The 22401-nt window shown below is 65.2% G+C and carries 19 protein-coding genes; 8 read left to right on the forward strand and 11 right to left on the reverse strand.

From position 1 onward, the window contains the following. The first annotated feature begins 15 nt into the window (after positions 1 to 15). The 6 genes from uvrA (at position 16) to LWC34_RS03115 (ending at position 6657) form a co-directional block, all read left to right on the forward strand. Positions 16 to 2874 (forward strand): excinuclease ABC subunit UvrA, encoded by a 2859-nt coding sequence (uvrA, locus tag LWC34_RS03090; protein WP_233722878.1) that lies wholly within the window; start codon positions 16 to 18, stop codon positions 2872 to 2874. A 480-nt stretch (positions 2875 to 3354) separates the two neighbouring features. After that, positions 3355 to 4080: a hypothetical protein gene (locus LWC34_RS03095; RefSeq protein WP_233722879.1), complete on the forward strand. Its 726-nt coding sequence runs from the start codon at positions 3355 to 3357 to the stop codon at positions 4078 to 4080. Positions 4081 to 4202: 122 nt separating this feature from the next. Further along, entirely contained in the window at positions 4203 to 4787 is a 585-nt protein-coding gene (locus LWC34_RS03100) for a COG4315 family predicted lipoprotein (protein ID WP_233722880.1), read from the forward strand. 126 nt (positions 4788 to 4913) lie between these two features. Continuing rightward, the gene (locus LWC34_RS03105; protein WP_233722881.1) at positions 4914 to 5468 is read left to right on the forward strand and encodes a sigma-70 family RNA polymerase sigma factor; all 555 of its coding nucleotides are present in this window, start codon (positions 4914 to 4916) and stop codon (positions 5466 to 5468) included. After that, entirely contained in the window at positions 5465 to 6169 is a 705-nt protein-coding gene (locus LWC34_RS03110; protein ID WP_233722882.1) for an anti-sigma factor family protein, read from the forward strand. The genes LWC34_RS03105 and LWC34_RS03110 overlap by 4 nt, the downstream gene beginning before the upstream one ends. A 32-nt stretch (positions 6170 to 6201) precedes the next feature. Next, positions 6202 to 6657: an SRPBCC family protein gene (locus tag LWC34_RS03115; RefSeq protein ID WP_233722883.1), complete on the forward strand. Its 456-nt coding sequence runs from the start codon at positions 6202 to 6204 to the stop codon at positions 6655 to 6657. Positions 6658 to 6702: 45 nt separating this feature from the next. Here LWC34_RS03115 and LWC34_RS03120 read toward each other — a convergent pair whose 3' ends face one another. Further along, entirely contained in the window at positions 6703 to 8058 is a 1356-nt protein-coding gene (locus LWC34_RS03120; RefSeq protein WP_233722884.1) for a cation:dicarboxylate symporter family transporter, read from the reverse strand. Between the two features lie 128 nt (positions 8059 to 8186). Between LWC34_RS03120 and LWC34_RS03125 the strand changes: the two genes are divergently transcribed. Beyond that, the gene (locus LWC34_RS03125) at positions 8187 to 9752 is read left to right on the forward strand and encodes an ATP-binding protein (RefSeq protein WP_233722885.1); all 1566 of its coding nucleotides are present in this window, start codon (positions 8187 to 8189) and stop codon (positions 9750 to 9752) included. On the opposite strand, the gene LWC34_RS03130 is transcribed toward LWC34_RS03125, so the two are convergent. Continuing rightward, positions 9741 to 10187, reverse strand: a complete 447-nt coding sequence (locus LWC34_RS03130) for a hypothetical protein (RefSeq protein WP_233722886.1) — start codon at positions 10185 to 10187, stop codon at positions 9741 to 9743. The genes LWC34_RS03125 and LWC34_RS03130 overlap by 12 nt on opposite strands. A gap of 392 nt (positions 10188 to 10579) precedes the next feature. On the opposite strand from LWC34_RS03130, the gene LWC34_RS03135 reads away from it, so the two are divergent. Next, positions 10580 to 11257 (forward strand): response regulator, encoded by a 678-nt coding sequence (locus LWC34_RS03135; protein WP_233722887.1) that lies wholly within the window; start codon positions 10580 to 10582, stop codon positions 11255 to 11257. Here the strand turns inward: LWC34_RS03135 and LWC34_RS03140 are convergent. The 9 genes from LWC34_RS03140 to LWC34_RS03180 all read right to left on the reverse strand — a co-directional run bounded on the left by LWC34_RS03140 (position 11254) and on the right by LWC34_RS03180 (position 22291). Next, complete coding sequence (locus LWC34_RS03140; RefSeq protein WP_233722888.1) at positions 11254 to 12738, reverse strand: beta-N-acetylhexosaminidase; 1485 nt, start codon at positions 12736 to 12738, stop codon at positions 11254 to 11256. The genes LWC34_RS03135 and LWC34_RS03140 overlap by 4 nt on opposite strands. Continuing rightward, positions 12735 to 13598 (reverse strand): carbohydrate ABC transporter permease, encoded by an 864-nt coding sequence (locus LWC34_RS03145; protein ID WP_233722889.1) that lies wholly within the window; start codon positions 13596 to 13598, stop codon positions 12735 to 12737. Before LWC34_RS03145 ends, LWC34_RS03140 begins: the two co-directional genes overlap by 4 nt. Next, positions 13586 to 14527 (reverse strand): carbohydrate ABC transporter permease, encoded by a 942-nt coding sequence (locus LWC34_RS03150; protein WP_233722890.1) that lies wholly within the window; start codon positions 14525 to 14527, stop codon positions 13586 to 13588. The genes LWC34_RS03145 and LWC34_RS03150 overlap by 13 nt, the downstream gene beginning before the upstream one ends. Beyond that, positions 14527 to 15837 carry an extracellular solute-binding protein gene (locus LWC34_RS03155; protein ID WP_233722891.1) on the reverse strand — a complete coding sequence of 437 codons (1311 nt, stop codon included), beginning with the start codon at positions 15835 to 15837 and terminating at the stop codon, positions 14527 to 14529. The genes LWC34_RS03150 and LWC34_RS03155 overlap by 1 nt, the downstream gene beginning before the upstream one ends. A 158-nt stretch (positions 15838 to 15995) precedes the next feature. After that, positions 15996 to 17111, reverse strand: coding sequence for a lactonase family protein (locus LWC34_RS03160; RefSeq protein ID WP_233722892.1), 1116 nt, complete (start codon positions 17109 to 17111; stop codon positions 15996 to 15998). 27 nt (positions 17112 to 17138) lie between these two features. Beyond that, a complete protein-coding gene (locus LWC34_RS03165; RefSeq protein WP_233722893.1) occupies positions 17139 to 18551 on the reverse strand; it encodes a GntP family permease in 1413 nt (470 codons plus the stop codon). 12 nt (positions 18552 to 18563) lie between these two features. Then, positions 18564 to 19202, reverse strand: a complete 639-nt coding sequence (locus LWC34_RS03170) for a bifunctional 4-hydroxy-2-oxoglutarate aldolase/2-dehydro-3-deoxy-phosphogluconate aldolase (RefSeq protein WP_233722894.1) — start codon at positions 19200 to 19202, stop codon at positions 18564 to 18566. A 185-nt stretch (positions 19203 to 19387) separates the two neighbouring features. Next, positions 19388 to 20983 (reverse strand): N-acyl-D-amino-acid deacylase family protein, encoded by a 1596-nt coding sequence (locus LWC34_RS03175; RefSeq protein ID WP_233722895.1) that lies wholly within the window; start codon positions 20981 to 20983, stop codon positions 19388 to 19390. A gap of 12 nt (positions 20984 to 20995) precedes the next feature. Next, the gene (locus tag LWC34_RS03180) at positions 20996 to 22291 is read right to left on the reverse strand and encodes an amino acid deaminase (RefSeq protein WP_233726352.1); all 1296 of its coding nucleotides are present in this window, start codon (positions 22289 to 22291) and stop codon (positions 20996 to 20998) included. Between the last annotated feature and the right edge of the window lie 110 nt (positions 22292 to 22401).

Below are 22401 nucleotides of genomic sequence, written 5' to 3' on the forward strand. Positions count from 1 at the left end.
CCGAAGGGACCCCTTGTGGCCGACCGTCTCGTGGTTCGCGGCGCCCGCGAGCACAACTTGCGCAGCGTCGACTTGGACCTGCCCCGCGACAGCCTGATCGTGTTCACCGGGCTGTCCGGATCGGGCAAGTCCAGCCTGGCGTTCGACACCATCTTCGCCGAGGGCCAGCGCAGATACGTCGAGTCGCTGTCGGCGTACGCGCGCCAGTTCCTCGGCCAGATGGACAAACCGGACGTCGACTTCATCGAGGGCCTCTCGCCCGCGGTCTCCATCGACCAGAAGTCGACGAGCCGCAACCCGCGTTCGACCGTCGGCACGGTCACCGAGGTGTACGACTACCTGCGTCTGCTCTACGCGCGGGCGGGCAAGCCGCACTGCCCGATCTGTGGCGAGGCGATCAGCAAGCAGACGCCGCAGCAGATCGTCGACCAGGTCCTCGCGCTGGAGGAGGGCACGCGTTTCCAGGTGCTCGCGCCGGTCATCCGCAGCCGCAAGGGCGAGTACATCGACCTTTTCCAGACGCTGCAGTCGCAGGGTTACTCGCGCGCGCGGGTCGACGGGGTCGTGTACTCGCTCACCGACGTGCCGAAGCTCAAGAAGCAGGAGAAGCACGACATCGCGGTCGTGATCGACCGGTTGACCGTCAAGAAGAGCGCGAAGCAGCGGCTGACCGACTCGGTCGAGACCGCGCTGCGCCTCGCCGACGGCCTTGTCGTGCTGGAGTTCGTCGATCTCGACGAGAACGACCCGCACCGCGACCGCGGCTTCTCCGAGAACCTGGCCTGCCCGAATGGCCACCCGCTGGCGATCGAGGACCTTGAGCCCCGGTCGTTCTCGTTCAACTCGCCGTACGGCGCGTGCACCTCGTGTTCCGGTCTGGGTGTGCGGATGGAGGTCGACCCTGAGCTGGTCGTGCCCGACGACGAGTTGTCACTGGCCGAAGGCGCGATCGCGCCGTGGGCTGGCGGCCAGACCGCCGAGTACTTCGCGCGGTTGCTGACCTCGCTGGCCGAGGCCGTCGGTTTCCGGATGGACACGCCGTGGAAGAAGCTGCCCGCGAAGGCGCAGAAGGCGGTGCTGCACGGTACGGCCGACCAGGTGCACGTGCGCTACAAGAACCGGTATGGCCGTGAGCGCTCGTACTACGCGAGCTACGAAGGCGTGATCCCGTTCCTCGAGCGGCGTCAGGAACAGACCGAGTCCGACGCGATGCGCGAGCGCTACGAGGGCTACATGCGGGAGGTTCCGTGTCCCGCATGCCAAGGCACCCGGTTGAAGCCGGAGATCCTCGCGGTCACCTTGAACCACAAGACCCAGGGCGACCTGTCGATCGCGGACGTCTGCGCGATGAGCGTGGCCGACTGTTCGGAGTTCCTCGAGGGCCTCAAACTCGGCAGGCGCGAGACGATGATCGCGGGCGCCGTGCTCAAGGAGATCCAGGCGCGGCTGCGGTTCCTGCTCGACGTCGGCCTTGACTACCTGTCGCTTGACCGGGGTTCGGCGACGCTGTCCGGTGGCGAGGCGCAGCGGATCCGGCTGGCCACGCAGATCGGTTCTGGTCTGGTCGGCGTGCTGTACGTGCTGGACGAGCCGTCGATCGGCTTGCACCAGCGGGACAACCACCGGCTGATCGAGACCCTCACCCGGCTGCGCGACCTCGGCAACACGCTGATTGTCGTGGAGCACGACGAGGACACGATCCGCACGTCCGACTGGGTCGTGGACATCGGCCCTGGCGCGGGTGAGCACGGCGGCAACGTCGTGCACTCCGGTCCGGTCGCGAAGCTGTTGAAGAACAAGGAGTCGATGACCGGCGCGTACCTCTCAGGGCGCAAGGAGATTCCGGTTCCGGACATCCGCAGGCCGATCGACCGCAAGCGCCAGCTGACCGTGGTCGGCGCGCGCGAGCACAACCTGCGCGGCCTGGATGTGTCTTTCCCGTTGGGGTGCCTGGTTTCCGTGACCGGTGTGTCCGGGTCAGGGAAGTCCACTTTGGTCAACGACATCCTCGCGCAGGTGCTGGCGAACAAGCTCAACGGCGCGCGCCAGGTGCCGGGCAGGCACACCAGGGTCAACGGCCTCGCCCACCTGGACAAGCTGGTCCGGGTGGACCAGTCGCCGATCGGCCGTACCCCGCGGTCCAACCCGGCGACGTACACCGGTGTGTTCGACAACATCCGCAAGCTCTTCGCGGCGACGACCGAGGCGAAGGTGCGCGGTTATCAGCCGGGCCGGTTCTCGTTCAACGTCAAGGGCGGCCGCTGCGAGGCGTGCGCCGGTGACGGCACGATCAAGATCGAGATGAACTTCCTGCCGGATGTGTATGTGCCGTGCGAGGTCTGCAAGGGTGCCCGCTACAACCGGGAAACCCTTGAGGTGCACTACAAGGGCAAGACCATCTCGGAGATCCTCGACATGCCGATCGAGGAAGCGGCCGAGTTCTTCAAGCCGATCAACTCGATCTACCGTCACCTCAAGACCCTGGTGGACGTCGGCCTCGGCTACGTCCGCCTCGGCCAGCCCGCCCCAACCCTGTCCGGCGGTGAAGCACAGCGCGTGAAGCTGGCAAGCGAGTTGCAGAAGCGCTCGACCGGCAAGACCGTCTACATCCTCGACGAGCCAACGACCGGTCTGCACTTCGAAGACATCCGCAAGCTCCTCGGCGTGATCAACGGCTTGGTCGACAAAGGCAACACGGTGATCGTGATCGAGCACAACCTCGACGTGATCAAGAGCTCGGACTGGATCGTCGACATGGGCCCAGAAGGCGGCTCAGGCGGCGGAACAGTGGTAGCCGAAGGCACCCCGGAAGACCTCGCGGACATAACGGAGAGCTACACCGGCCAATTCCTCAAGCAGGTCCTCAAGGTCTAAGCAGGCAAGACCGGTCGAGCCGAAGGCCAAACGCGGCACGGATGGGCCGGGTGGGTTGAAGCGGTCTGAGTGGATGAACGGCCCGGGATGGAGAGTCTCGGGCCTGGCGGATCCTGTGGCTGAAGGTCTCGCGTGGATGGATCGCGCGGGATTGAAGGCTTGGCGCGGGCGGTCGTGCGGGCTGATCGCCGTGGCACGGTGTGGGGCGGCCTGCGGCGACTGGCGCGGTTGGCTCCTTTGCGCTGGGACGTAAAGGTAAGGCGCGCTCGCCATGTGGCGGGCTAGGGTTCCCGCGCATCGGTAGACAGTGGGGGAAACCGTGTCCGATTTCTTTGAGCGCCCTGAGCTGCGTGAGCCTGGCCAGAAGGACCAGCGTCGGCCGTTCTGGCAGCGTCACAGGTCCGCTCTAGCCACAGTGCTCGGCCTTGTCGTGCTGGTTGGGGCGGCGGTCGCCTACAACGTGGCCCCAGGACTGTCGAAGTGCGAGCTCCGGCGACCGCGCCAACCGTCATGGACACCCGGGTCAAGGTCGACCTTGCCAAGCCATTCGTTGGTACGCCAGCTGCGGACTGGAGTGATGGTGAGGCCGGGATCGTGCTGCCCGCCGCAACGGCGGTGAACGATTTTTCCGCTCAGAAGGTGGGCCAGGCGTTGACCACGGCCCGGGAGGCGTTCATTGCCGCGTTCTTGGACCGCCGGGTTATCCAGGACAACAACGTCGAGGTGCTCGCCGCTCTTTATGCGCCCGACGCCCGCCAGGACCAACGGGAGGACCCCGGCAACCGGGTGCGGATCGCTCCAGGGTTCCGTCTGCTCCCTGCCTCGCCGAAGGTCACAGGGAGTATTTCGGTCGAATCGGGCGAAAAGGGCGAATTGAAGATTCGAGCCAACTATTCCATCGCTTACGCGTTCGACATCGATGATCCCAGGCGGATCGAGGATGTCATGGACATCGTCGCCGTCGTCCGATTTGAATGGCAGTTCATCTACCGGGACGGCTCCACCTTCGAACCAAGCAGTCGAGGTCTGTGGAACGGCGACAGCACCAGCCACTACTACTCCATGGCGTGCAAGCCTCTTGAGCAGGACATGCTGGCTCCTTCGTACAGCGAGCGGAATCTGCACGGCCGCGGGGCGAGTGATGAGGATGTGGCTCGGATGTTCGACCCGTCGAAGCCGATGCCGACGTCCGAGGGCAACTGCTGAAAACTCGGACCAATCCGGATGCCGAACTGCTTCGAAATGGGTTGAACCGCTTCTGACATCTCCTCGTGTGTGTGGGTGAACAGGGTCGCCGCGACGGGCGGGGCCACCACAGGAGGTTAGTCATGAAGGGCGCTCGTGTCGGCGTGCTGACTGCCATCGCCGGTTTTGGGCTGCTGGGCCTGACCGCTTGCAGTGGCAACAATCCCGCCCCGAGGGTACAGATTCCGCAAGCGCAGCAACAGGATGAGTTGCCGATCGAAGAGGGGCCACGGCCCAATCTCGTCGCGGCCGAGGTCAGCTCGCTCGGCAAGGTGATGACCAACCAGGCGGGCATGACGCTGTACATGTTCACGAAGGACACAGTCGCGGGCTCGACTTGCTACAACCAATGTGCCACGCAATGGAAACCGTTGATCGCCGAGGGCAAGGAGATCACCTTCACCGGCTTGCCGCAGGAGATGGTCGGCACCACCAAGCGCAAGGACGGGACCCGGCAGATCACCGTCAACAAGATGCCGGTTTACACCTATGCCAAGGATTTGGCGCCTGGTGACGCCAACGGCCAAGGCATGAACTCCCAGTGGTACGCGGTGACTCCGCAAGGAAAGCAGGCACAGGGTCTTGCCACCCAGGCGGAGAAGCCACAGCAGCAGCAACAGCCGAAACCGCAGCAGGCGCCAGCCAATGACTACGGCTCCGGCTACTGATCCGCGAGCGGAGGAGATCACCTCGTGAGCGCCTCACTCGCATTCGTTCCAGGCCCGCGATCACCGGTGCTCCGTCCAAATCCAGTAACCTCCGCAGCGACTCGATCCCCAGCGGAGAGGAACCTGGTGACGACCCCAGGCTGGTGGCCGCGGCGATCGCGGCGCGTTCGTGGCGAAGACCTTGTCCGGTCCTTGTACAACGAGCACGGTGCGAGCCTGCTCGCGTACGCGACCCGGTTGACCAACGACCGGGCGGCGGCCGAAGACATCGTGCAAGAGACGTTGCTGCGCGCGTGGAAGCACTCCGACGCGCTGACCGCTGAAAAAGGGTCAGTCAGGGGTTGGCTGCTCACCGTGGCACGCAACATCGTCACCGACCGGGCGCGGGCACGCGCGGTCCGGCCGCCTGAAGTGGCGGAGGTGACGGAGTCGCCATCGGTCGAACGGGACCACGCCGATCAGGTCGTGGACTCGATGGCCATGCTCGGCGCGTTGGACAGCTTGACTCCTGAGCATCGCGAGGTGCTCGTGGAGATTTATTACAAGGGCCGCACGGTCACCGAAGCCGCACAGGCTTTGGGCATCGCGGCGGGTACCGTGAAATCACGATCTTATTATGCATTGCGTGCCCTACGGGCCGTGATGTCCGGCGGGAAGACAGGGACGGAGGTGCCCCGGTGAGCAACCCACACGTGACCAACCAGCACGACCACTCCTCGCTTGGGGCGTATGCCCTCGGGGTGCTGACCCCACGCGAAGCAACTGAGGTCGAAGCGCACCTGCGGACCTGTCCGGAAGGCCGTCGTGAGGTAGCCGATCTGGTCGGCCTGCGTTCGGTGATGGACTCGGTCCCGCCGGAGGCGTTCATCGACGGTCCACCGCCCGGTGGTGATCTGCTGCTGCAGCGCACGCTGCGCCGCGTTCGCGCCGAGGAGGGCCACCAGGGCGCCGAGCGCCCGTCGATGGGGCGCCGCCTCGCCGCGGTCGCGGCGGCCGTTGTGATCGCCGGTGGGGCATTCGCAGGTGGCCTCGCCATCAACGGGGGCGGCAGCAGTGAGCCCCCAGGCCTTGTCGGTGTGGCCTCGTCAGCCACCGATCAGGCATCGGGCGCCAAGATGGACGTCACGGTCGAGTCGTTGCAGGGCTGGATCAAACTGTCCGCGAAGACCGCTGGCATCAAGCAAGGCGAGCAGTGCCAGCTGATTGTCACCGCGAAGAACGGCACGCAGCGCGTCGCGGGCAGCTGGCTGGTGACTGAGAAAGGCGAGGACGTCGGCACCACGTTGCAGGGTGCCGCGTTGATCGAGCCGAAGGACGTCCAGTCGGTCGACGTGATCACGTTCGATGGCCGCAAGCTCGTGTCTGTGCCGGTGAATCTCTAGATATGACCCCGGTAGGCAGGCCGTGGAGTGACGTGAGAGCCTCACTCCACGGCGCCAACCGCTATCAGTTCAGTAGTGTGTGGACACTGCCGGTCAAGGCCGGCGATGTGTTCGATGTGGTCACTGACCCGGGCACGTATCCCTTGTGGTGGCCCGATATTCACGGCGTCGGGCGGATCGATGACGACACCGCCGAGGTGGTCTGCCGCTCAGTTCTGCCGTACGAGCTGACTTTCCGGTTGCACCGGGCCGAGCAGGACTTGGCTCAAGGCCGGATGCTTGTCGGGATGACCGGGGACCTCGAAGGCTTCTGCCGGTCCACTGTGGTGGCCAGGCCCCGCGGGGTGACGCTGCAGATCACCCAGGAAGTCGTTGTGAACAAACGGTTGTTGAGGATGCTGGCCCCGGTCGCCAGACCGGTGTTCCGCGCCAACCACTGGGCGATGATGCGCCGGGGCCAGCAAGGATTGCGCAGGTTCCTATCGTGAGTGGTTAGCCGCGTTAGAACACGGCTAACCACTCACGAGGGTCTATCAGGCGTTGGCTGGTTCCTTCTTGGTGCCTTCGTCCTCGTCGTCTTCACGCACCGCGTGCTCGTCGACCATTGTGGACTCGTCGAACGGATCCTCACCGGACAGCACGCGCTTGGCCTGATCCCGGTCGAATTCCTTTGTCCACGTACCCAACAGCACGGTGGCGACGGCGTTGCCGGTGAAGTTGGTCAGCGCGCGGGCCTCGGACATGAACCGGTCGATACCGACGATGAAGCCGACACCGCCGACCAGTTCCGGCCGGTGCGACGACAGACCGCCTGCCAGGGTGGCAAGACCAGCGCCGGAGACACCGGCCGCGCCCTTCGAGGCGATCATCATGAACAGCAGCAACGCGATCTGCTCGCCGAAGTTCAGCGGCGCGTTCATCGCTTCGGCGATGAAGATCGTCGCCATCGTCAGGTAGATCATCGTGCCGTCGAGGTTGAACGAGTATCCGGTCGGGACGGTGATACCGACGACCGGACGGCTCACGCCGACGTGCTCCATCTTCGCGATCAGGCGCGGCAGCGCGCTTTCCGAGGAGGAGGTCGAGAAGATCAGCAGGTACTCGCGGGCGAGGTAGCGCATCAGCGAGAACAGGTTGACCCGCGAGACGATCCACAGCAGACCGGCGAGGATGATGCCGATGAACAGGATGCAGGTGATGTAGAAGCCGAGCATGATCACCAGTAGGCTCTTCAACGCCGCCGCGCCGGTCGCGCCGACCACGGCCGCGATGGCGCCGAACGCACCGATCGGTGCGGCCCACATGACCATCGCCAGGACCTTGAAGACCAGGCGCTGGATGTGCGAGATGCCGCGCAGCACCGGCTTGCCCTTTTCGCCGAGTGCCTGCAGCGCGAAGCCGACAAGCAGCGAAATCAGCAGCGTTTCGAGCACGTCACCGCTGGTCAGACCGGATACCAGGGTCGTAGGAATGATGCCGAGGATGAACTGGGTGGTGTTCTCCTGTGCCTTGACCTGCGCGAGGCCGCTCTTCTGCACCTGGTCGGTGATGGCGAGGCCGTCACCGGGGTGCAGGATGTTGCCGACGATCAGGCCGATCGTCAGTGCGACGAACGACATCGCGATGAAGTAGCCGATCGCAAGGCCGCCGACCTTGCCAACCCGTGCGGCCTGCCTGATCGAGCCGATGCCGAGCACCAGCGTGCAGAAGATGATCGGGCTGATCATCATCTTGATCAGTGCGACGAAACCGTCACCGATCGGCTTCAGAGCGACACCCGTCTTGGGGAAGATCAAACCGACGGCGATGCCGAGAATGACCGCGACGACAACCGCGATGTAGAGGTAATGGGTGCGATCCCGGCGGGTGCGCCCCTCAACTGTGGACAAAACGGGCCTCCTGGGAAGGCGGGTATGCGACGTAGGGTCTGGGAATTGGTTGTGCAGACTATCCGTGCCGATATGAGACCGGTCACGGTTGTGTTCATTTCGGTCGTGCGTCGCGGAGGTTAACGGTCATGCGGGAGTGGAGTCTTGCCCGCCAGCTGCTGGTGTTGCAGGTGGTGATCGTAGGTGTGATCGTCGGGGGTGGATCGATACTGGCCTACCTCGACGCGGCCCGAAACACGGAGGACACGGCCCGGCGAGAAGTCGTCGCGGTGGCGAAGTCGGTTGCGGATACGCCGACCCTGATCATGGCGTTGTCCACGCCGAGGCCGACCGACATCCTTCAGCCGTTCGCCGAAGATGTACGTCACGATACGGGTGTTGATTTCATTACGATCATGAATCCGGAGGGCATCAGGTATACCCATCCGAACCCGCAGGAGATAGGGCGGCATTTCATCGGCAACACCAAGGAGGCATTGGAAGGCGGGGTGTTGACCGAGACTTTTGTCGGCACTCTCGGGCCGTCGGTACGAGCCGTAGTCCCGGCATTTTCAGCCGATCGTGTAGTGGCTTTGGTGGCTGTCGGGATCACTGTCGAGGCGATCGCGGATGAATTGTCCGGCCGTCTGGTCGCCGTGATACTCGTCGGCGTTGCCGCGCTTGGCGTCGGCCTGATCGGCACGTACTTCGTCAGTGCCAGGGTGCGCCGCCAGACCCGCGGGATGGGCCCGGCCCGGCTCGGCCGGATGATCGACTACCACGAGTCGATCCTGCACGCGGTGCATGAAGGCCTGCTCCTTCTGGACCGGCGCGGGACCGTGACCTTGTGCAACGACGCGGCCAGAGACCTGCTGGGCGTACCGGAAGACGTCGAAGGCAGGAAACTGTCCACACTGGGCTTGCCATCGTCTCTCGTGGACGGTCTGTTGTCCGACGGTCCTGTCCGCGACGAGATCCACGTGACCGATCGCCGGGTGGTCGTGGTCAACAAGTCCAAGCTCCCGACCCAGGGCGCCGTGGTGACGTTGCGAGACCACACCGACCTGCAGGCGCTGACCGGCGAGCTGGACTCGGTGAAGGGCTTCGCGGAATCGTTGCGGTCGCAGGCGCACGAGGCCGCGAATCGGCTGCACACAGTGGTCTCCCTGATCGAACTGGACCGGGCCGACGAAGCGGTCCAATTCGCCACGGAGGAACTGGAAATCGCGCAGCAGCTGACCGATCGAGTCGTCGCGGCAGTCGGCGAACCCGTGCTTGCCGCGCTGCTTTTGGGCAAGACAGCCGAGGCGAGCGAGCGTGGCGTGGAGCTGGTGATCACTCCGGACACGCACATCGAGGAAACTTCGATGCCTGGCCGGGACTTGGTGACGATTCTGGGCAACCTGATCGACAACGCGCTGGACGCGGCGGTTGACGGGCAGGAAGCGCCGAAAGTCTTTGTCACCGTTCGGAAGACCGGCGACGAACTGTTGCTTCGCGTTGCTGACACCGGTCCAGGGCTTGATGACGAGACCTCACGGGCCGCCTTCACCCGTGGATGGTCTACAAAGGACTCGAATCGTGGGCTGGGATTGGCTCTCGTCGGCCAGACCGTCCGGCGCTACGGCGGCACGATCGAGCTTGGCCAGGAAATTGGCGCGGTGTTCACCGTGCGGCTACCGGCGCAGGCCAGTACCACTCGATCAGGGAGCTGAGTTCTTCTTCTTTGCCTTGTGGCTGGCGATGTCCGCGGGTGTCAGGCGCGAGTGCAGCAGGCGTTGGTAGCGCTGGCGCATGCCTTGCCGGGTGAGCCCGAAGACTTCACCAAGCGACTCAAAGGTTTCCCCTCGGTCCAGGGCCGCCTCGATCAGCTTGGCCTCGATGTTGTCGAGGTCGATGCGGATCTGCGGGACCAGGCTCAGCGCCGCGACCATGTCGGCCGCGGTGACTTCGTCGATCGTGGGCAGACCGGCCTCGCGGCGCGAGTCGTCGTGCTTCGCTGATCCGAATGCGCACGCGCTGACCATCTGGGCCATGTTGAATATGCCCGGATGTCCTTCTTTGTGGCCATTGGGAAGGTAGCGTCGGAGTTGGCTCAGGATTTGCTGCTCACGGTCCCAGGTAAGGCGAGTGTCCGGGTTGATTGGCATGCTGACAACGTTATGTTGTCACGTCTGAAGGGGCAAGGTGTTGGGTCAACTACCCAGGTCGTGGGGGTATTTGCCGCAGACGGTCGTGGGTGAAAGGTGTCGACTGGATGGCTAGGGCACTCAGAGCTGCCGAGCCTTCGGCTATTGTTTTGGCGAGCTTCCCTTTTCGGGGCTCGAGATTTTCGGGCGCTGGAAATGTGTGATGGGCTGGCGAATTGGGCGTCGGCACGCCTCGGGACTGCTCAGCAAGATGGACAATGGCCTTGTGCTGCCGGTGAGTGTCGGTTTGGTTCCGATCAGTGGTAAGGCGCGCCCGGCTACTGATCCGGGGCCCTCGTGGGAGAGACTATTCGGCGGTAGGCCGGACGAGCTGGCCCCGTGAGGCTGTCGAGATGATCAGGGTTTTGGTGGTCGAGGACGACCCTGTAGCTGCTGACGCGCACCGGCTCTACGTCGAGCGGGTGGCGGGCTTCTCGGTGTCCGGAGTCGCCCACACCGGCGCCGAGGCGAAGCGGTTCGTCGAACAGCACCCGATCGACCTGCTCCTGCTGGACCTGTACCTGCCGGACGCGCACGGGCTGCAGATCAGCCGCGCGCTGCGGGCGGCCAATCCGAACATCGATGTCATCGCCGTGACGTCCGCGCGGGACCTGGCGATGGTCCGTGCCGCGGTGTCCGCGGGCGTCGTGCAGTACCTGCTGAAACCCTTCACGTTCGCCACGTTGCGCGACAAGCTGGAGCGGTACGCCGAGTTCCGCGCGGCCGTCATGGCAGCGGGTGAGGCGGCTGGTCAGGCCGATGTCGACCGTGCACTCGCGACGCTGAGGGGGACCGAGGGCATTGGGTTGCCGAAGGGGATGAGCGCGGACACGTTGGACTCTGTCGTGGCCGCGTTGCGGGAGACGCCTGAAGGACTGTCGGCGGTTGGGGCCGCGAGCGTGGTGGGCATTTCCCGCGTCACGGCCCGTCGCTACCTCGAACACCTCGCGGACACCGGCACGGTTGTCCGGCGTCCGCAGTACGGCCAGGTGGGCAGGCCTGAGCTGTTCTACCGCCTGGCGGCCGGTTAGCGGGGCCTGCCGGGCGCTCCTGGACGGGTTTGCCATGGGTGTGGGCCGGTGAGCGGCCGGTACTCCACACCCATGGCATCCAGCCTGGCCAGGTGGTGGTTGACCAGGCGGGTCTCGAATTCCTCGTACGACCGTCCCGCTGGGGACGACCAGACGACCTCGGCGAACGCGGCGAGCCGCGGGTAGACCGCGTAGTCCACGCGCCGGGGGTTGTCCAGGTGCTCGGTCCAGACCTGAGCCTGCGCACCGAGGACGTGCTTGTGGAACTCCGGCGCGAGCGCCGCGGGGATGGGCTCGTAGCCGTAGACGTCTTCCAGGGTGCGCAGGAAGCCGACCGGGATCGGCTCGTCGGGATGCGCGGACTGCCGATGGTCGAGGTAGACGTACTGCTCAGGGCACATCACGACGTCGTGGCCGGACGAGGCCGCCGTGACACCGGCCTCCTCGCCACGCCACGATGCGATGATCGCGTCGTCGGTCAGGCCGCCCGCGTCCAGGATCTCGTCCCAGCCAAGGGATCGGCGGCCGTGCTTGGCCAGGTGATTGGCCAGCTGCGCGATGAACCAGCCGTGCAGCTGAACCTCGGCCGTGAAGCCGAGCTCGGCCATCCGCTGCGCCGCGGCCGGGCTGTCCTTCCATTGGATGGTCGGGACTTCGTCGCCGCCGAGGCAGATCACCGGTCCGTCGAAGATGTCGACGACGTGGTCGAGCACGGTCTTGTAGAAGTCGATCGTGTCGTCCGAGACGTTCAGGATGTTCGGGTTGATGCCCCAGTTACGCAGCACCGGCAGCTGTTCGTCGGTGTTGCCGAGCTTCGGGTACGCCGCGATCGCCGCTTGGCTGTGTCCGGGGACGTCGACCTCCGGCACGATCGTGATGTGCCGTTGTTTGGCGTACGCGACGAGCTCACGCATGTCGTCCGTGGTGTAGAAACCGCCGTGCGGGCGGCCGTCGTGTTCTTTGGTGCCGTCCGGCTGACGGCCGACCCACGAACCCGTGCGCCAGCCGCCGACCTGGGTCAGCAGCGGGTACGCGGGGACCTCGATGCGCCAGCCCTGATCGTCGGTCAGGTGCAGGTGCAGCACGTTGAGCTTGTGCGCGGCCATCTGGTCGATGAACCGGAACACCTCGTACTTCGGCATGAAGTGGCGCGCCACGTCCAGCAGCACGCCACGCCACTTGAACCTCGGCTTGTCCTCGACCGTGCCACAGGGCAGCTCCCACGGTCCTTTGTGGAGCGACGCGGCCCTGAACCGGTCGGCGCCGTAGAGCTGACGCAGGGTTTGCGCGGCGTAGAAGGCACCGGCCTCGTCGGCGGCTTCGGTGGCGACACCTTGCTGCGTAATGGTTATCCGATACCCCTCGCTCGGCAGGGCGTCGGTGAACGTGATCGATGGCTCCGCCGGAGCCGCGCTGGTGAAGGTTCCTTCCGCGGTGGTGACCGAGGAAGGATGGGGCAGAATACCTTCGAAACTCGTCATCCCTTGACCGCTCCCGAGAGTCCGGACGCCAGGTGCCGTTGGACGAAGATGAAGAAGATCAGCACCGGGATCGTCATCAACGTGGCCCCAGCCATGATTCCGCCCCAGTCAAGCTCTTCCGGCTTGTAGAACACCCGCATCGCCTGGGGCAGTGTGCGATTGTCCACGTCCGAGAATATCAGCGTTTGGGCGAACAGGAAGTCGTTCCACGCGTGGATGAACGCGAGCACGCTCGTTGCGACAAGACCGGGCGCCACCAACGGAAACAGCACCTGCCAGGTGAACCGCATCCGGCTGGCGCCGTCCAACGCAGCGGCTTCCTCCAGTTCGGCCGGGACGGCTGCGACGAAACCGCGCAGCATCCAGATCGCGAACGGCAGGCTGAATGCGAGGTTCACCAACACCAAGGGCGCCAACTCGTTCAGCCCGAAGGCAGGTGCGGTTGTGCCGACTTGCTGGACCATGAAGAACAACGGGATGGTGAGTGCCTCGACCGGAACCATCTGGGCGACAAGCAACATCACGAGCAGGACGGTCCGGCCCTTGAACCGGAAGCGCGTCAACGCGACTGCGGAAAGGAACGACAGCAGCATCGACAAAGCGACGACGCAGAGGGCGACGATCGCGCTGTTCATGAAGTATCGCCCAAAGCCTTGGGAATCAAGGACTCGGGAGAAGCTTTCGAAGCTGGGCGCGAAGGTCCACGGCGTCGCGGACTGGATCTCGCCCGCAGGCTTGAAGGCCGAAAGGACCATCCAGTAGAGGGGGACGGCGACAAGGGCCGCGATGACGCAGCACGCGATCTCGGCGATCAGACGGCCAGGGCGGCGGCGCGGCTTCCGCAGGGTCAGGGTTGCCATCCGGTCCTCCGCTGCGTCCGCAAGTACAACACCGTGATCAGCATCAACAACACCGTCATCACCACACCGATGGCCGCGCCCAAGCCGTATTCCTCACCCGCGAACGCCTTCTGGTACGTGTAGACGTTCAGCACGAGGTTCTGCCCGGCGATGCCGCCACCGTTGGTCATCACGTAGATCTGCGTGAAGATCTTGAAGTCCCAGATGATCGACTGGATCGTGGCGATCACGATCAGCGGCCTCAGGATCGGCAGGATCACCTGCGTCGCGGTCCGCCGCCAGCTCGCCCCGTCCAGCTGCGCGGCCTCGATGATCTCCGAGGAGATGTTCTTGATCCCCGCGTACATCGTCATCATCACGAACGGGAACGAGCACCAGATCACCTCGGCCGCCACCAGCCCGAAGGCCGAGAGCCGGTCGAAAGTCCAGGAATGCCCCTGCATCCCGAGAATTTCGTTGACCACACCGAAGTCCGCGTCGAACAGGAACAGCCAGATGTACGATCCGGCCATCGCGGGCGTCGCCCAAGCTCCAAGCGCGGCAAGGAAAAGCAACATCCGGGGCAATGTTCGCACCCGGGTCGCCAGGATTGCCAGCGCCGTCCCGACGAGCAAGCTGCCGACCACGCACACGGCCGCGAACAACACCGTCGACACCAGCACGGACCAGAACTGCTCGTCGCCGAACAGTTCGATGTAGTTGTCAAGGCCGATGAACACCAACGGTTCCGCGCCACTGGCTTGCGGCTGGTTGTACTCGTACAACGAGATCTGGACGAGTTGGTACAGCGGGTATGCCATCAGCGCCAGCAGCAGGATTCCCGCGGGCAGCAGGTACATCACTGCCGCCCGGCCTTCGCGCTTCTTGCGGACAGGCCGCTGCGGCGCCAGAGCAACCTTCGGCGCCGCAGGGGCTAGTTGAGTCGTCATCAGCTACCGAATGCCTTGTTCATCTCGGATGCGGCCGCTTCCGTCGCCGCGTCGACCGACTGGCCACCCGTCGCGACCTGCTGGATCGCGGTCGGGATGATGTTCTGCGCGTCGATCTTGGTCCAGGCCGGGGTCGCCGGGACGAACTTCGTGCCAGCCTGCGCGGTCTTCACGAACGGCTCGACGAACTTGTCCGCACTGGCCACCTGCTCCTGAACGTCCTTGAACGTCGGCAGGTTGCCCATCGCGGTGTACATCTTGTTCTGGTAGTTCTTGCCGCCCAACAGCTTGATGAACTCGAGCGACAGCGTGTGCTTCTTGCTCGCGCCGAACACGCCGAGCAGGTTGCCACCGGCGAAGGCCGGTGCGGTCGAGCCCGCGTCCTTGCCAGGCAACGGAACCACCGCGTACTTGCCCTTCACCGTGCCCGCTTCCACGGCCTTGCGGTTGAAGTCGCCACCGATCGTCATGCCTGCCTTGCCACCGGCGAACTGCGCGACCGACTGGCTACCGGTCAGCTGGGCGCACGCCGCAGGCGGGCAGATGTCGTCCTTCAGCAGCTCGGCGTACTGACGCAAGCCGTCACGAGTTTGCGGGCTCGTCAGTGCCGAGCTCCACTTGTCACCGTCCTGTTTGGCCAGATCGCCGCCGTTTGCCCAGATGTACGGGAAAGCGGCGTAGATGTACTTGCCGCCGACCGCGATGCCGTACAGGTCCGGCTTGGACTGACGGATCTTGCGAGCCGTCTCGGTCAGCTCCGCCAAGGTCTTCGGTGGCTGCAGGCCGAGCTCGGTGAACACGTCGGTCCGGTAGTACAGCGCGCGAGTGCCTGTGTACCAAGGGATTCCGTAGGTCTTGCCCTTCACCTTCGCGGTGTCCACGACAGACGGGATGAGGTCCTTGCTGTCCGCCCATGCCCCCAGATCGGCGGTCAGGTCGGCGAAACCGTTGGACGCGGTGTAGCCCGCGAGGTCCGTGTTGCCGAACTCGGCCACGTCGGGCGAGGAGTTCTTGTCGTTGAAGGCACCGTTGAACCGCGTCGCGCGGCCGTCGACCGGCAGGTACTCGACGGTGACCTTGACACCCTGGTGCGCCGCCTCGAACTCCTGCTTGGCCTCGTTGACCACGGCTTCCTTCGGCGCGTTGTTGGCTTCCTGGAACAGCCACACCTTCAGCTCGCCGGTCATCTCGCCAACCGGCTGGCCCGGGCTGCCCGTTTGCTGCTGCTGGTTGTTCTGCGCCTGCGGCGGTCCACACGCGACGACTAAGGCCCCCACAGCGGCTGCAGCGAGCACACCTTTGATCTTCATTGTTCCTCCGGTTGCGTCTGATGCAACGCGCGTTTCACATGTGGCAATGCCGCGATGCTAGAACGGACAATTGCCCGGCACAAGGGTCTAGACCACCTCCTCGTGAGTGGTTATGCGTGTTAGAACACGCATAACCACTCACGAGGGGTGACCAGGGATTACTTGAAGGAGACGATGCCTACGCTGTTGACCTTGACCGAACCCGCTGAGGTGCCGAGCTTTCCGGTGCCTGGATCGCGCGGCAGCCAGTTGATCGTGTGCGAGTTCTGGTTGGCCACGTACACCCAGTTACCGCCTGGGCCAAGGGTGAAGTGCCGAGGCCAGGTGCCGCCTGTCGGCGTTGTGCTGACGAACGCCAGCGACTTGCCCTGCTCGCCGACGACGAACGTGGCAAGGCTGTCGTGACCACGGTTCGAGGCGTAGACAAACCGCCCGTCCGGCGAGATCTGGATCTCGCCAGGGTAGTTCTCCGGCGGCTTGGCGCCTCCCAAAGTGCTGATCACCTGTCCTGGGGTGAACTTGCCCGCGGTCGCGTCCCAAGCCGCCACGGTCACTTCGGACCGCAGCTCACCAAGGATGTAGGCGAACTTGCCGTTCGGATGGAACGTCAAGTGCCGTGGGCCGAGACCGGAAGGCAGCACCAACTGCTGGTTGAGCTTCAGTTTCCCGGCCGTGTCGATGCTGTAGACGTACACCGAGTCCGTGCCGAGGTCGACAACGACGATCCACCGCCCGCTCGGGTCAGTCACGACCTGATGCGCGTGCGAATTCCGGCTTCCGCCGGTGTGCTTGACGACATCGGTCACGGCACCGACCTTGCCATCCGCCAGCAACGACAGCACCGAAACGCTGCCGCTGCTGTAGTTGGCGGTCAGCAGGTGCTTGCCATGCAGGCTCACGTGCGTCGGCCCGGCGCCGTTGACGTTGGCCGAGTTGAGCACGCGCGGCCGCAGCGGATCGGCGAGGCTGAAGGCCGTGACCTTGCCGGTAGCGGACTCATTGGTCGAGTACAGGATTCGGCCGTCGAGCGAGTACGCGAACCACGACGGATCCACGATCCCGCTCACTCCGCCGGTCAGTGTCAGCTTCCCGGACACGGAGTCGGCCGAGCCGACCACGAAACCAGGGCCGGGTGGCGTGCCCCAGCTGGTGAAGCTGCCGATGTACACAGTGGACACTGCTCTCCCTTGGGCCGATGCCGGGACCCCCGTCGCCAGCATCAGGCCGCCAACGCCCGCGGCGCCGAGAAAGGCGCGCCGATTCAATGAATTCACCTTGTGGAGATCCTCTCTAAGCAGGGGTTAGATGAAGATCATCAAGACCGCGGCCACCGCGAAACCGACCACGGACAAGATGGTTTCCAGCACTGTCCAGGTTTTCAGCGTGTCCTTCACGGAAATGCCGAAATACCTCGACACGATCCAGAACCCGCCGTCGTTGACGTGCGAGGCGATGATCGAACCGGCGCAGATGGCGGCGACGATGAGCGCCAGTTGTGGTTGTGTGTAGCCCGCGTTCGCGATGGTCGGGCCGATGATGGCCGCCGAGGCCGCGATCGCCGCGGTGGCCGAACCCTGCGCGATCCGCAGACCACACGAGATGAGATAAGCCGCCACGAGCACCGGCAAGCCGATGTCCGCGAGCGACGACTGCACGGCCTTGCCGATACCGCTGACGGTCAGCACACGGCCGTAGAACGCACCAGCGCCGACAACAAGCAGGATCATGGCGACCGGCTTGAGCGAGGCGTTGGCGATCGTGGACACCTGGCTGCGGGTCATGCCACGGCGGTAACCGAGCAGCCAGAATGCGAGCAGCACCGAGATGGTCAGCGCGATCGCTGGCGTGCCGAAGAACGTGGCGACACCGGCGGCGAACGACCTCTTCGGCAGCGCGATGCTGCCGAACGTACCGATCAGGATGAGCACCAACGGGATCGCGATGATCGTGACGACCGTGCTCAGCTTCGGCTCGGTCTTCGCAGGCGCGGTCGCGGTGCCCGGCTTGTCCTCGTGTTCCCTGGCCGCGGCCAGCATCTCCTCGGGCACCTCGATGTGCATGCGGTTGCCGATCCAGTTGGCGAACCACAGACCGACGGCCCACGCGGGGATCGCGCAGATCGCGCCGAACAGGATCACCCAGCCGAGCCCGACACCCAGCAGACCAGCCGCGGCCACCGGACCGGGGTGCGGCGGCAGGAACGCGTGCGTGACGGACAGACCGGCAAGCAGCGGCAGGCAGAACAGCAGGATCGAGCGACCGGACTGCTTGGCCACCACGTACACCAGCGGTGCGAGCACGAAGATGCCGATATCGAAGAAGACCGGGATACCGAAGATCAGCCCGGCGAGGCCCATCGCGAGCGGCGCGCGTTTCTCGCCGATAGCCTGCAACAGTTTCCGGGTCAGCACCTGTGCGCCACCGGAAGCCTCGAGGATGGCGCCGAGGAACGTCCCCATCCCGATGATCACGGCGATATGGCCGAGGATGTTGCCGAACCCGGTCTCGATCAGCGAGCCGGAGTTGCTCGACTGAATGGACCCGACCAGCGTCTCCACCGGAATGCCCGCGGCGAGCGCGGTGCCGACACCGACGATCAGCAACGCGATGAAGGGTTCGACCTTCCACACGATGATCATCGCGAGCAGCAGCGCGATTCCGACCGCGGCGAGCGTCAGCAGCCCACCCGTCGTGTGTTGCAACCAGTCCACCATTGGACTGCTCCCTCAGTTTTCAGTGACGCGTGCGGTAGCGACCGCGTCGACGAACTCCCGTGCCCGAGCGGCGATTTCGGCCAGCCGTGAGTCGGCGGCCAATGCGGGGGAGACCACGCCGGAGCCCGCGGTGACCGCGAGCGCGCCGGCTTCCAGGTACTCCGCGGCGTTGGCGGCGTTCAGGCCGCCGGTCGCCACCAGTGGTATGCCCGGGTAAGGGCCGTGCAGGTCCTTGAAGTACGCAGGACCAAGCCTTGCCGCCGGGAACACCTTCACGGCCGTCGCGCCCATGTCCAGCGCGTCAGCCACTTCGGTCGGGGTCATCGCCCCGAGCACGATCGGCACGCCCTGTCGGACGGCCTCCGCGGCCACCTTTGGCCGCAGTCCGGGGGTGAGCAGGAACTTCGCGCCCGCGTTGATCGCGTCGCGGGCGTCCTGCTCGGTCATCACCGTGCCAGCGCCGAGGATCAGACCGTCCACTTTGGCGGCCTGCTCCATCAGCTTCGGCGCGTTCGGCGTGGTGAAGGAGAACTCCACGATCGGCAGTCCCGACTCGACAAGGGTCTTGCCCAGTCCGGCGGGATCGGCGATCTGCGGCGCCCGGATGATGCACAGCGAGTGCCACGCCTTCAGCTCGGCGATGAGATCCATGGTTCAGTCCTAACTGTGTTCTGACAGTGCATGGCTTTGTCGCGCCGGGCGTTTACGCCACGCAACACGCCCGACGCCGCCCTGCCCACGGCGGCAAGCAGCCGCAGCGCGGCGTCGGTCGCGTGGGGCGGGGTGGAAATGCTCGGCTTCCGGCGACAAAGCCCGTCCGAGCGGAGCGAGGACAATCAAACACTGCCTCCTGGGTTACGCAGTGAATGTCCGGGCGTCGCGCCCGTGTGAGAACCGTCGTCGATCACCGGCACGCCGTTGACCAGCACATACGGGATGCCGGTCGCGACTTGCCGTGGGTTGTCGTATGTCGCGGTGTCGGCGACGGTCTCGGGGTCGAACAACACGAGATCAGCGGCGAAGCCCTCCCGGACAAGGCCACGATCGTTCAGGCGCAAGCGATTGGCAGCCCGGCCGGTCAGGTGCGCGACGCACTCCTCCAGTTCGAGAACGCCCAGCTCACGGACATAACGCGCGAGATAGCGCGGGAACGTTCCCCACGAACGCGGATGCGGGCGTTCACCGACGAGGATTCCGTCGCTGCCGCCTGTGTGCGCCGCGTGCTTCATGATCGCCCGGACGTTGTCCTCGTGGCCGACGTGCATCAGGCACGAGCTACCCATTCGCTCGTCGATCAACACGTCGAAGTACAGCTCCGACGGCGGCCTGCCCGCGGTGCGTGCCGACTCGGCGACGCTGTGCCCGACCAGGTGCAGGTTCGCGTCCTTGCGCACACCGTTGATCTCGATGGAGTCCCAGTCAACGGGAACGCCGTGGCAGCCGTCGGATCCGTTCACCTCGAGGTCGACCCGGATCTTCTCCCGAGTGTCCGGATCGGACATTCGCGCGATCGCCGCGTCCGGCCCGCCTTCGGTCGACCAGCTCGGCAGAAGTGCTGACAGGTAGGTCGCGCCGGGCAGATAGGGATACGTGTCCAGGGTGATGTCGCAGCCACCGGCGATCGCATCGTCCAGCAAGGCAAGCAGTTCGACGCCACGGCCCTTGTTGACCGGGAAGTTCATCGTCGCGTGTGCCAGGTGCAGCGGGCAGCCGGAGCGCTGGGACACGTCGACCATCTCGGCGTACGCCTCCAGCGCGCCCGCGCCGTAACTGCGGTGATGGGGGCTGTAGTAGCCGCCGAGCTTGCCCGTGACCTCGCACAATGCCACGAGTTCGGCGGTGTCCGCGTACATGCCTGGCGTGTACGTCAGGCCGGAGGACAGGCCCATCGCGCCTTCCCGCAAGCCCTGGGCCACAACCTCTTTCATCGTGTCCATTTCGGACTCTGTCGGCGGCCGGGCCTCCCACCCGACGACCATCATCCGGATCGTGCCCTGCGGCAGCAGATACGCCGCGTTCACCGCGATGCCCTGGTCCAGCCGGTCGAGGTATTCGCCGACGCTACGCCAGTTCCAGTCGAACCCCGGCGGATCGTCGTTCCACCCGGCCAGTTGTGAGCGCAGCCCGGCCAGGGTCTCGTCGTTGACCGGTGCGTACGACAGGCCGTCCTGGCCGTAGACCTCGCTCGTCACGCCCTGCGAGACCTTGGCCAGATGGTCGGGCTTGGCCAGGACCTGCAGGTCGGAGTGGGAGTGCATATCGATGAACCCCGGCGCGAGGACGAGGCCCTGCGCGTCGATCACGCGGGTGCCGTCCAGTCTTCGCCCGGTCGCGATCTCGGCGATCCGCCCGGCCGATAAGCCGACGTCCGCCTGGTACCGCTGGGCGCCGGTGCCGTCGACCACCGTCGCCCCGCGAAGCACGATGTCCATTTCGGACTCCCTTTAGAAGTAGGTCCGGATGAAGTCGACCACGGTCTCGCCGTCCGCGCCGACCGCGGGAAGCAGTTGCCACTTGTCGAACACCGTGCACGGGTGCGACAGGCCAAGGCCGACCCAGTCACCGACCTGGACGTCCGCGCCTTCGCCGATGGCAAGGAAAGCGTGCTGGTCGTTCATCGCCGTGACCGTGCAGCCGGTCAACGGCTTCGTGCCGTCGGCGGTACGGATCACTTGCGGCTCTGGCAATCCCTCATCGAAGGACGCGTCGCGTTTGCCGATCGTCAGCAACGCCAGGGTGTCCTCGGGTTTGGACGTCACCTGGGCCCAGGCACGCAGCGCGCTGCGGAAGGTGGGCGAGCCGGAGATTCGGGCGTGCTCGCCGAGGGGTGAGATGCCGCGGTAGAAGCCGTCGTCGTGGGTCACGTACGCGCCGCTGCGCAGCACCGGCAGGACATTCATGTCGCCCCAGGGCTGGGTCAGGGCGTCGGCCACGTGATCGAAGTACGCGCTGCCGCCGACGGTCACGATCACCCGATCGGGATCTTCGAACTTGTCCTTCAATGCCACTGCCAGCTCACGAACCGCGGCAAGGTAACCGTCCACTTTGGCCAAAGCCGCCTCGGACGCATCGTGAGCGAGCGCGCCCTCGTAGCCACAGACGCCGACCAAGCGTAGGACCGGGCTCGCGACAACCGCTTCGGCCACGGCGATCGCGGTCGGAATGTCCCGCGCACCGGTACGACCCCCGTGTGCACCCAGTTCGACGGTTACATCGACCGGACGCTTGGCGCCCTGCAGTGCCTCGGTCATCAGCTCGACGCCGCGAACGGAGTCGACCCAGCAGGAGAACTCGAAGCAAGGGTCGGCTTCGAGTTCACCGGCCAGCCAGCGCAGTGCCGACGGGTCGATGAGCTGGTTGGCCAGCAGGATCCGGCTCACGCCGAAGGCCCGGTAGACCCGCAACTGGCTCGCGTTCGCGGTCGTGATCGCCCAAGAACCGGCGTCCAGTTGGCGGCGGAAAAGCTGCGGCGCCATGGTCGTCTTACCGTGCGGAGCCAGCGCGACGCCCTTGGATTCGCACCAACGGCTCATAGTGCTGACGTTGTGATCGATGGCATCGTTGTCCAGAACGACCAATGGGCCGACGAAGCCGTCGGAGAACAGGTTCGGGCGCGTGGCCAGGGCCTCGGCGATGGTTTTGCCGGACAGTGCGTCCGGCAGACCCTTGAAGCGCCAGTCGATCCGCTCCTCGCGCAGGCGGTCCACCGCGTCGGAGTTGATGCTCGCTCCTTCGACCATCTCCCTGCCTCTCATTGCGTATGTTGCAACGGCTATTGCGCGATGTGATGCGGTGGTGTGTAGCATCCCCATCGCCGCCAGGTCAACGTTGCTACTTCGAGGCCCCCACC

The sequence above is a fragment of the Kibdelosporangium philippinense genome, assembly GCF_021390435.2.
Classification (GTDB): domain Bacteria; phylum Actinomycetota; class Actinomycetes; order Mycobacteriales; family Pseudonocardiaceae; genus Kibdelosporangium; species Kibdelosporangium philippinense.

Coding starts and splice junctions, on each gene's coding strand:
- LWC34_RS03100 (WP_233722880.1), top strand. CDS start 4,203: ATGAAGGGCGCTCGTGTCGGCGTGCTGACTGCCATCGCCGGTTTTGGG.
- LWC34_RS03125 (WP_233722885.1), top strand. CDS start 8,187: ATGCGGGAGTGGAGTCTTGCCCGCCAGCTGCTGGTGTTGCAGGTGGTG.
- LWC34_RS03130 (WP_233722886.1), bottom strand. CDS start 10,187: ATGCCAATCAACCCGGACACTCGCCTTACCTGGGACCGTGAGCAGCAA.
- LWC34_RS03135 (WP_233722887.1), top strand. CDS start 10,580: ATGATCAGGGTTTTGGTGGTCGAGGACGACCCTGTAGCTGCTGACGCG.
- LWC34_RS03140 (WP_233722888.1), bottom strand. CDS start 12,738: ATGACGAGTTTCGAAGGTATTCTGCCCCATCCTTCCTCGGTCACCACC.
- LWC34_RS03145 (WP_233722889.1), bottom strand. CDS start 13,598: ATGGCAACCCTGACCCTGCGGAAGCCGCGCCGCCGCCCTGGCCGTCTG.
- LWC34_RS03150 (WP_233722890.1), bottom strand. CDS start 14,527: ATGACGACTCAACTAGCCCCTGCGGCGCCGAAGGTTGCTCTGGCGCCG.
- LWC34_RS03155 (WP_233722891.1), bottom strand. CDS start 15,837: ATGAAGATCAAAGGTGTGCTCGCTGCAGCCGCTGTGGGGGCCTTAGTC.
- LWC34_RS03165 (WP_233722893.1), bottom strand. CDS start 18,551: ATGGTGGACTGGTTGCAACACACGACGGGTGGGCTGCTGACGCTCGCC.
- LWC34_RS03170 (WP_233722894.1), bottom strand. CDS start 19,202: ATGGATCTCATCGCCGAGCTGAAGGCGTGGCACTCGCTGTGCATCATC.
- LWC34_RS03175 (WP_233722895.1), bottom strand. CDS start 20,983: ATGGACATCGTGCTTCGCGGGGCGACGGTGGTCGACGGCACCGGCGCC.
- LWC34_RS03180 (WP_233726352.1), bottom strand. CDS start 22,291: ATGGTCGAAGGAGCGAGCATCAACTCCGACGCGGTGGACCGCCTGCGC.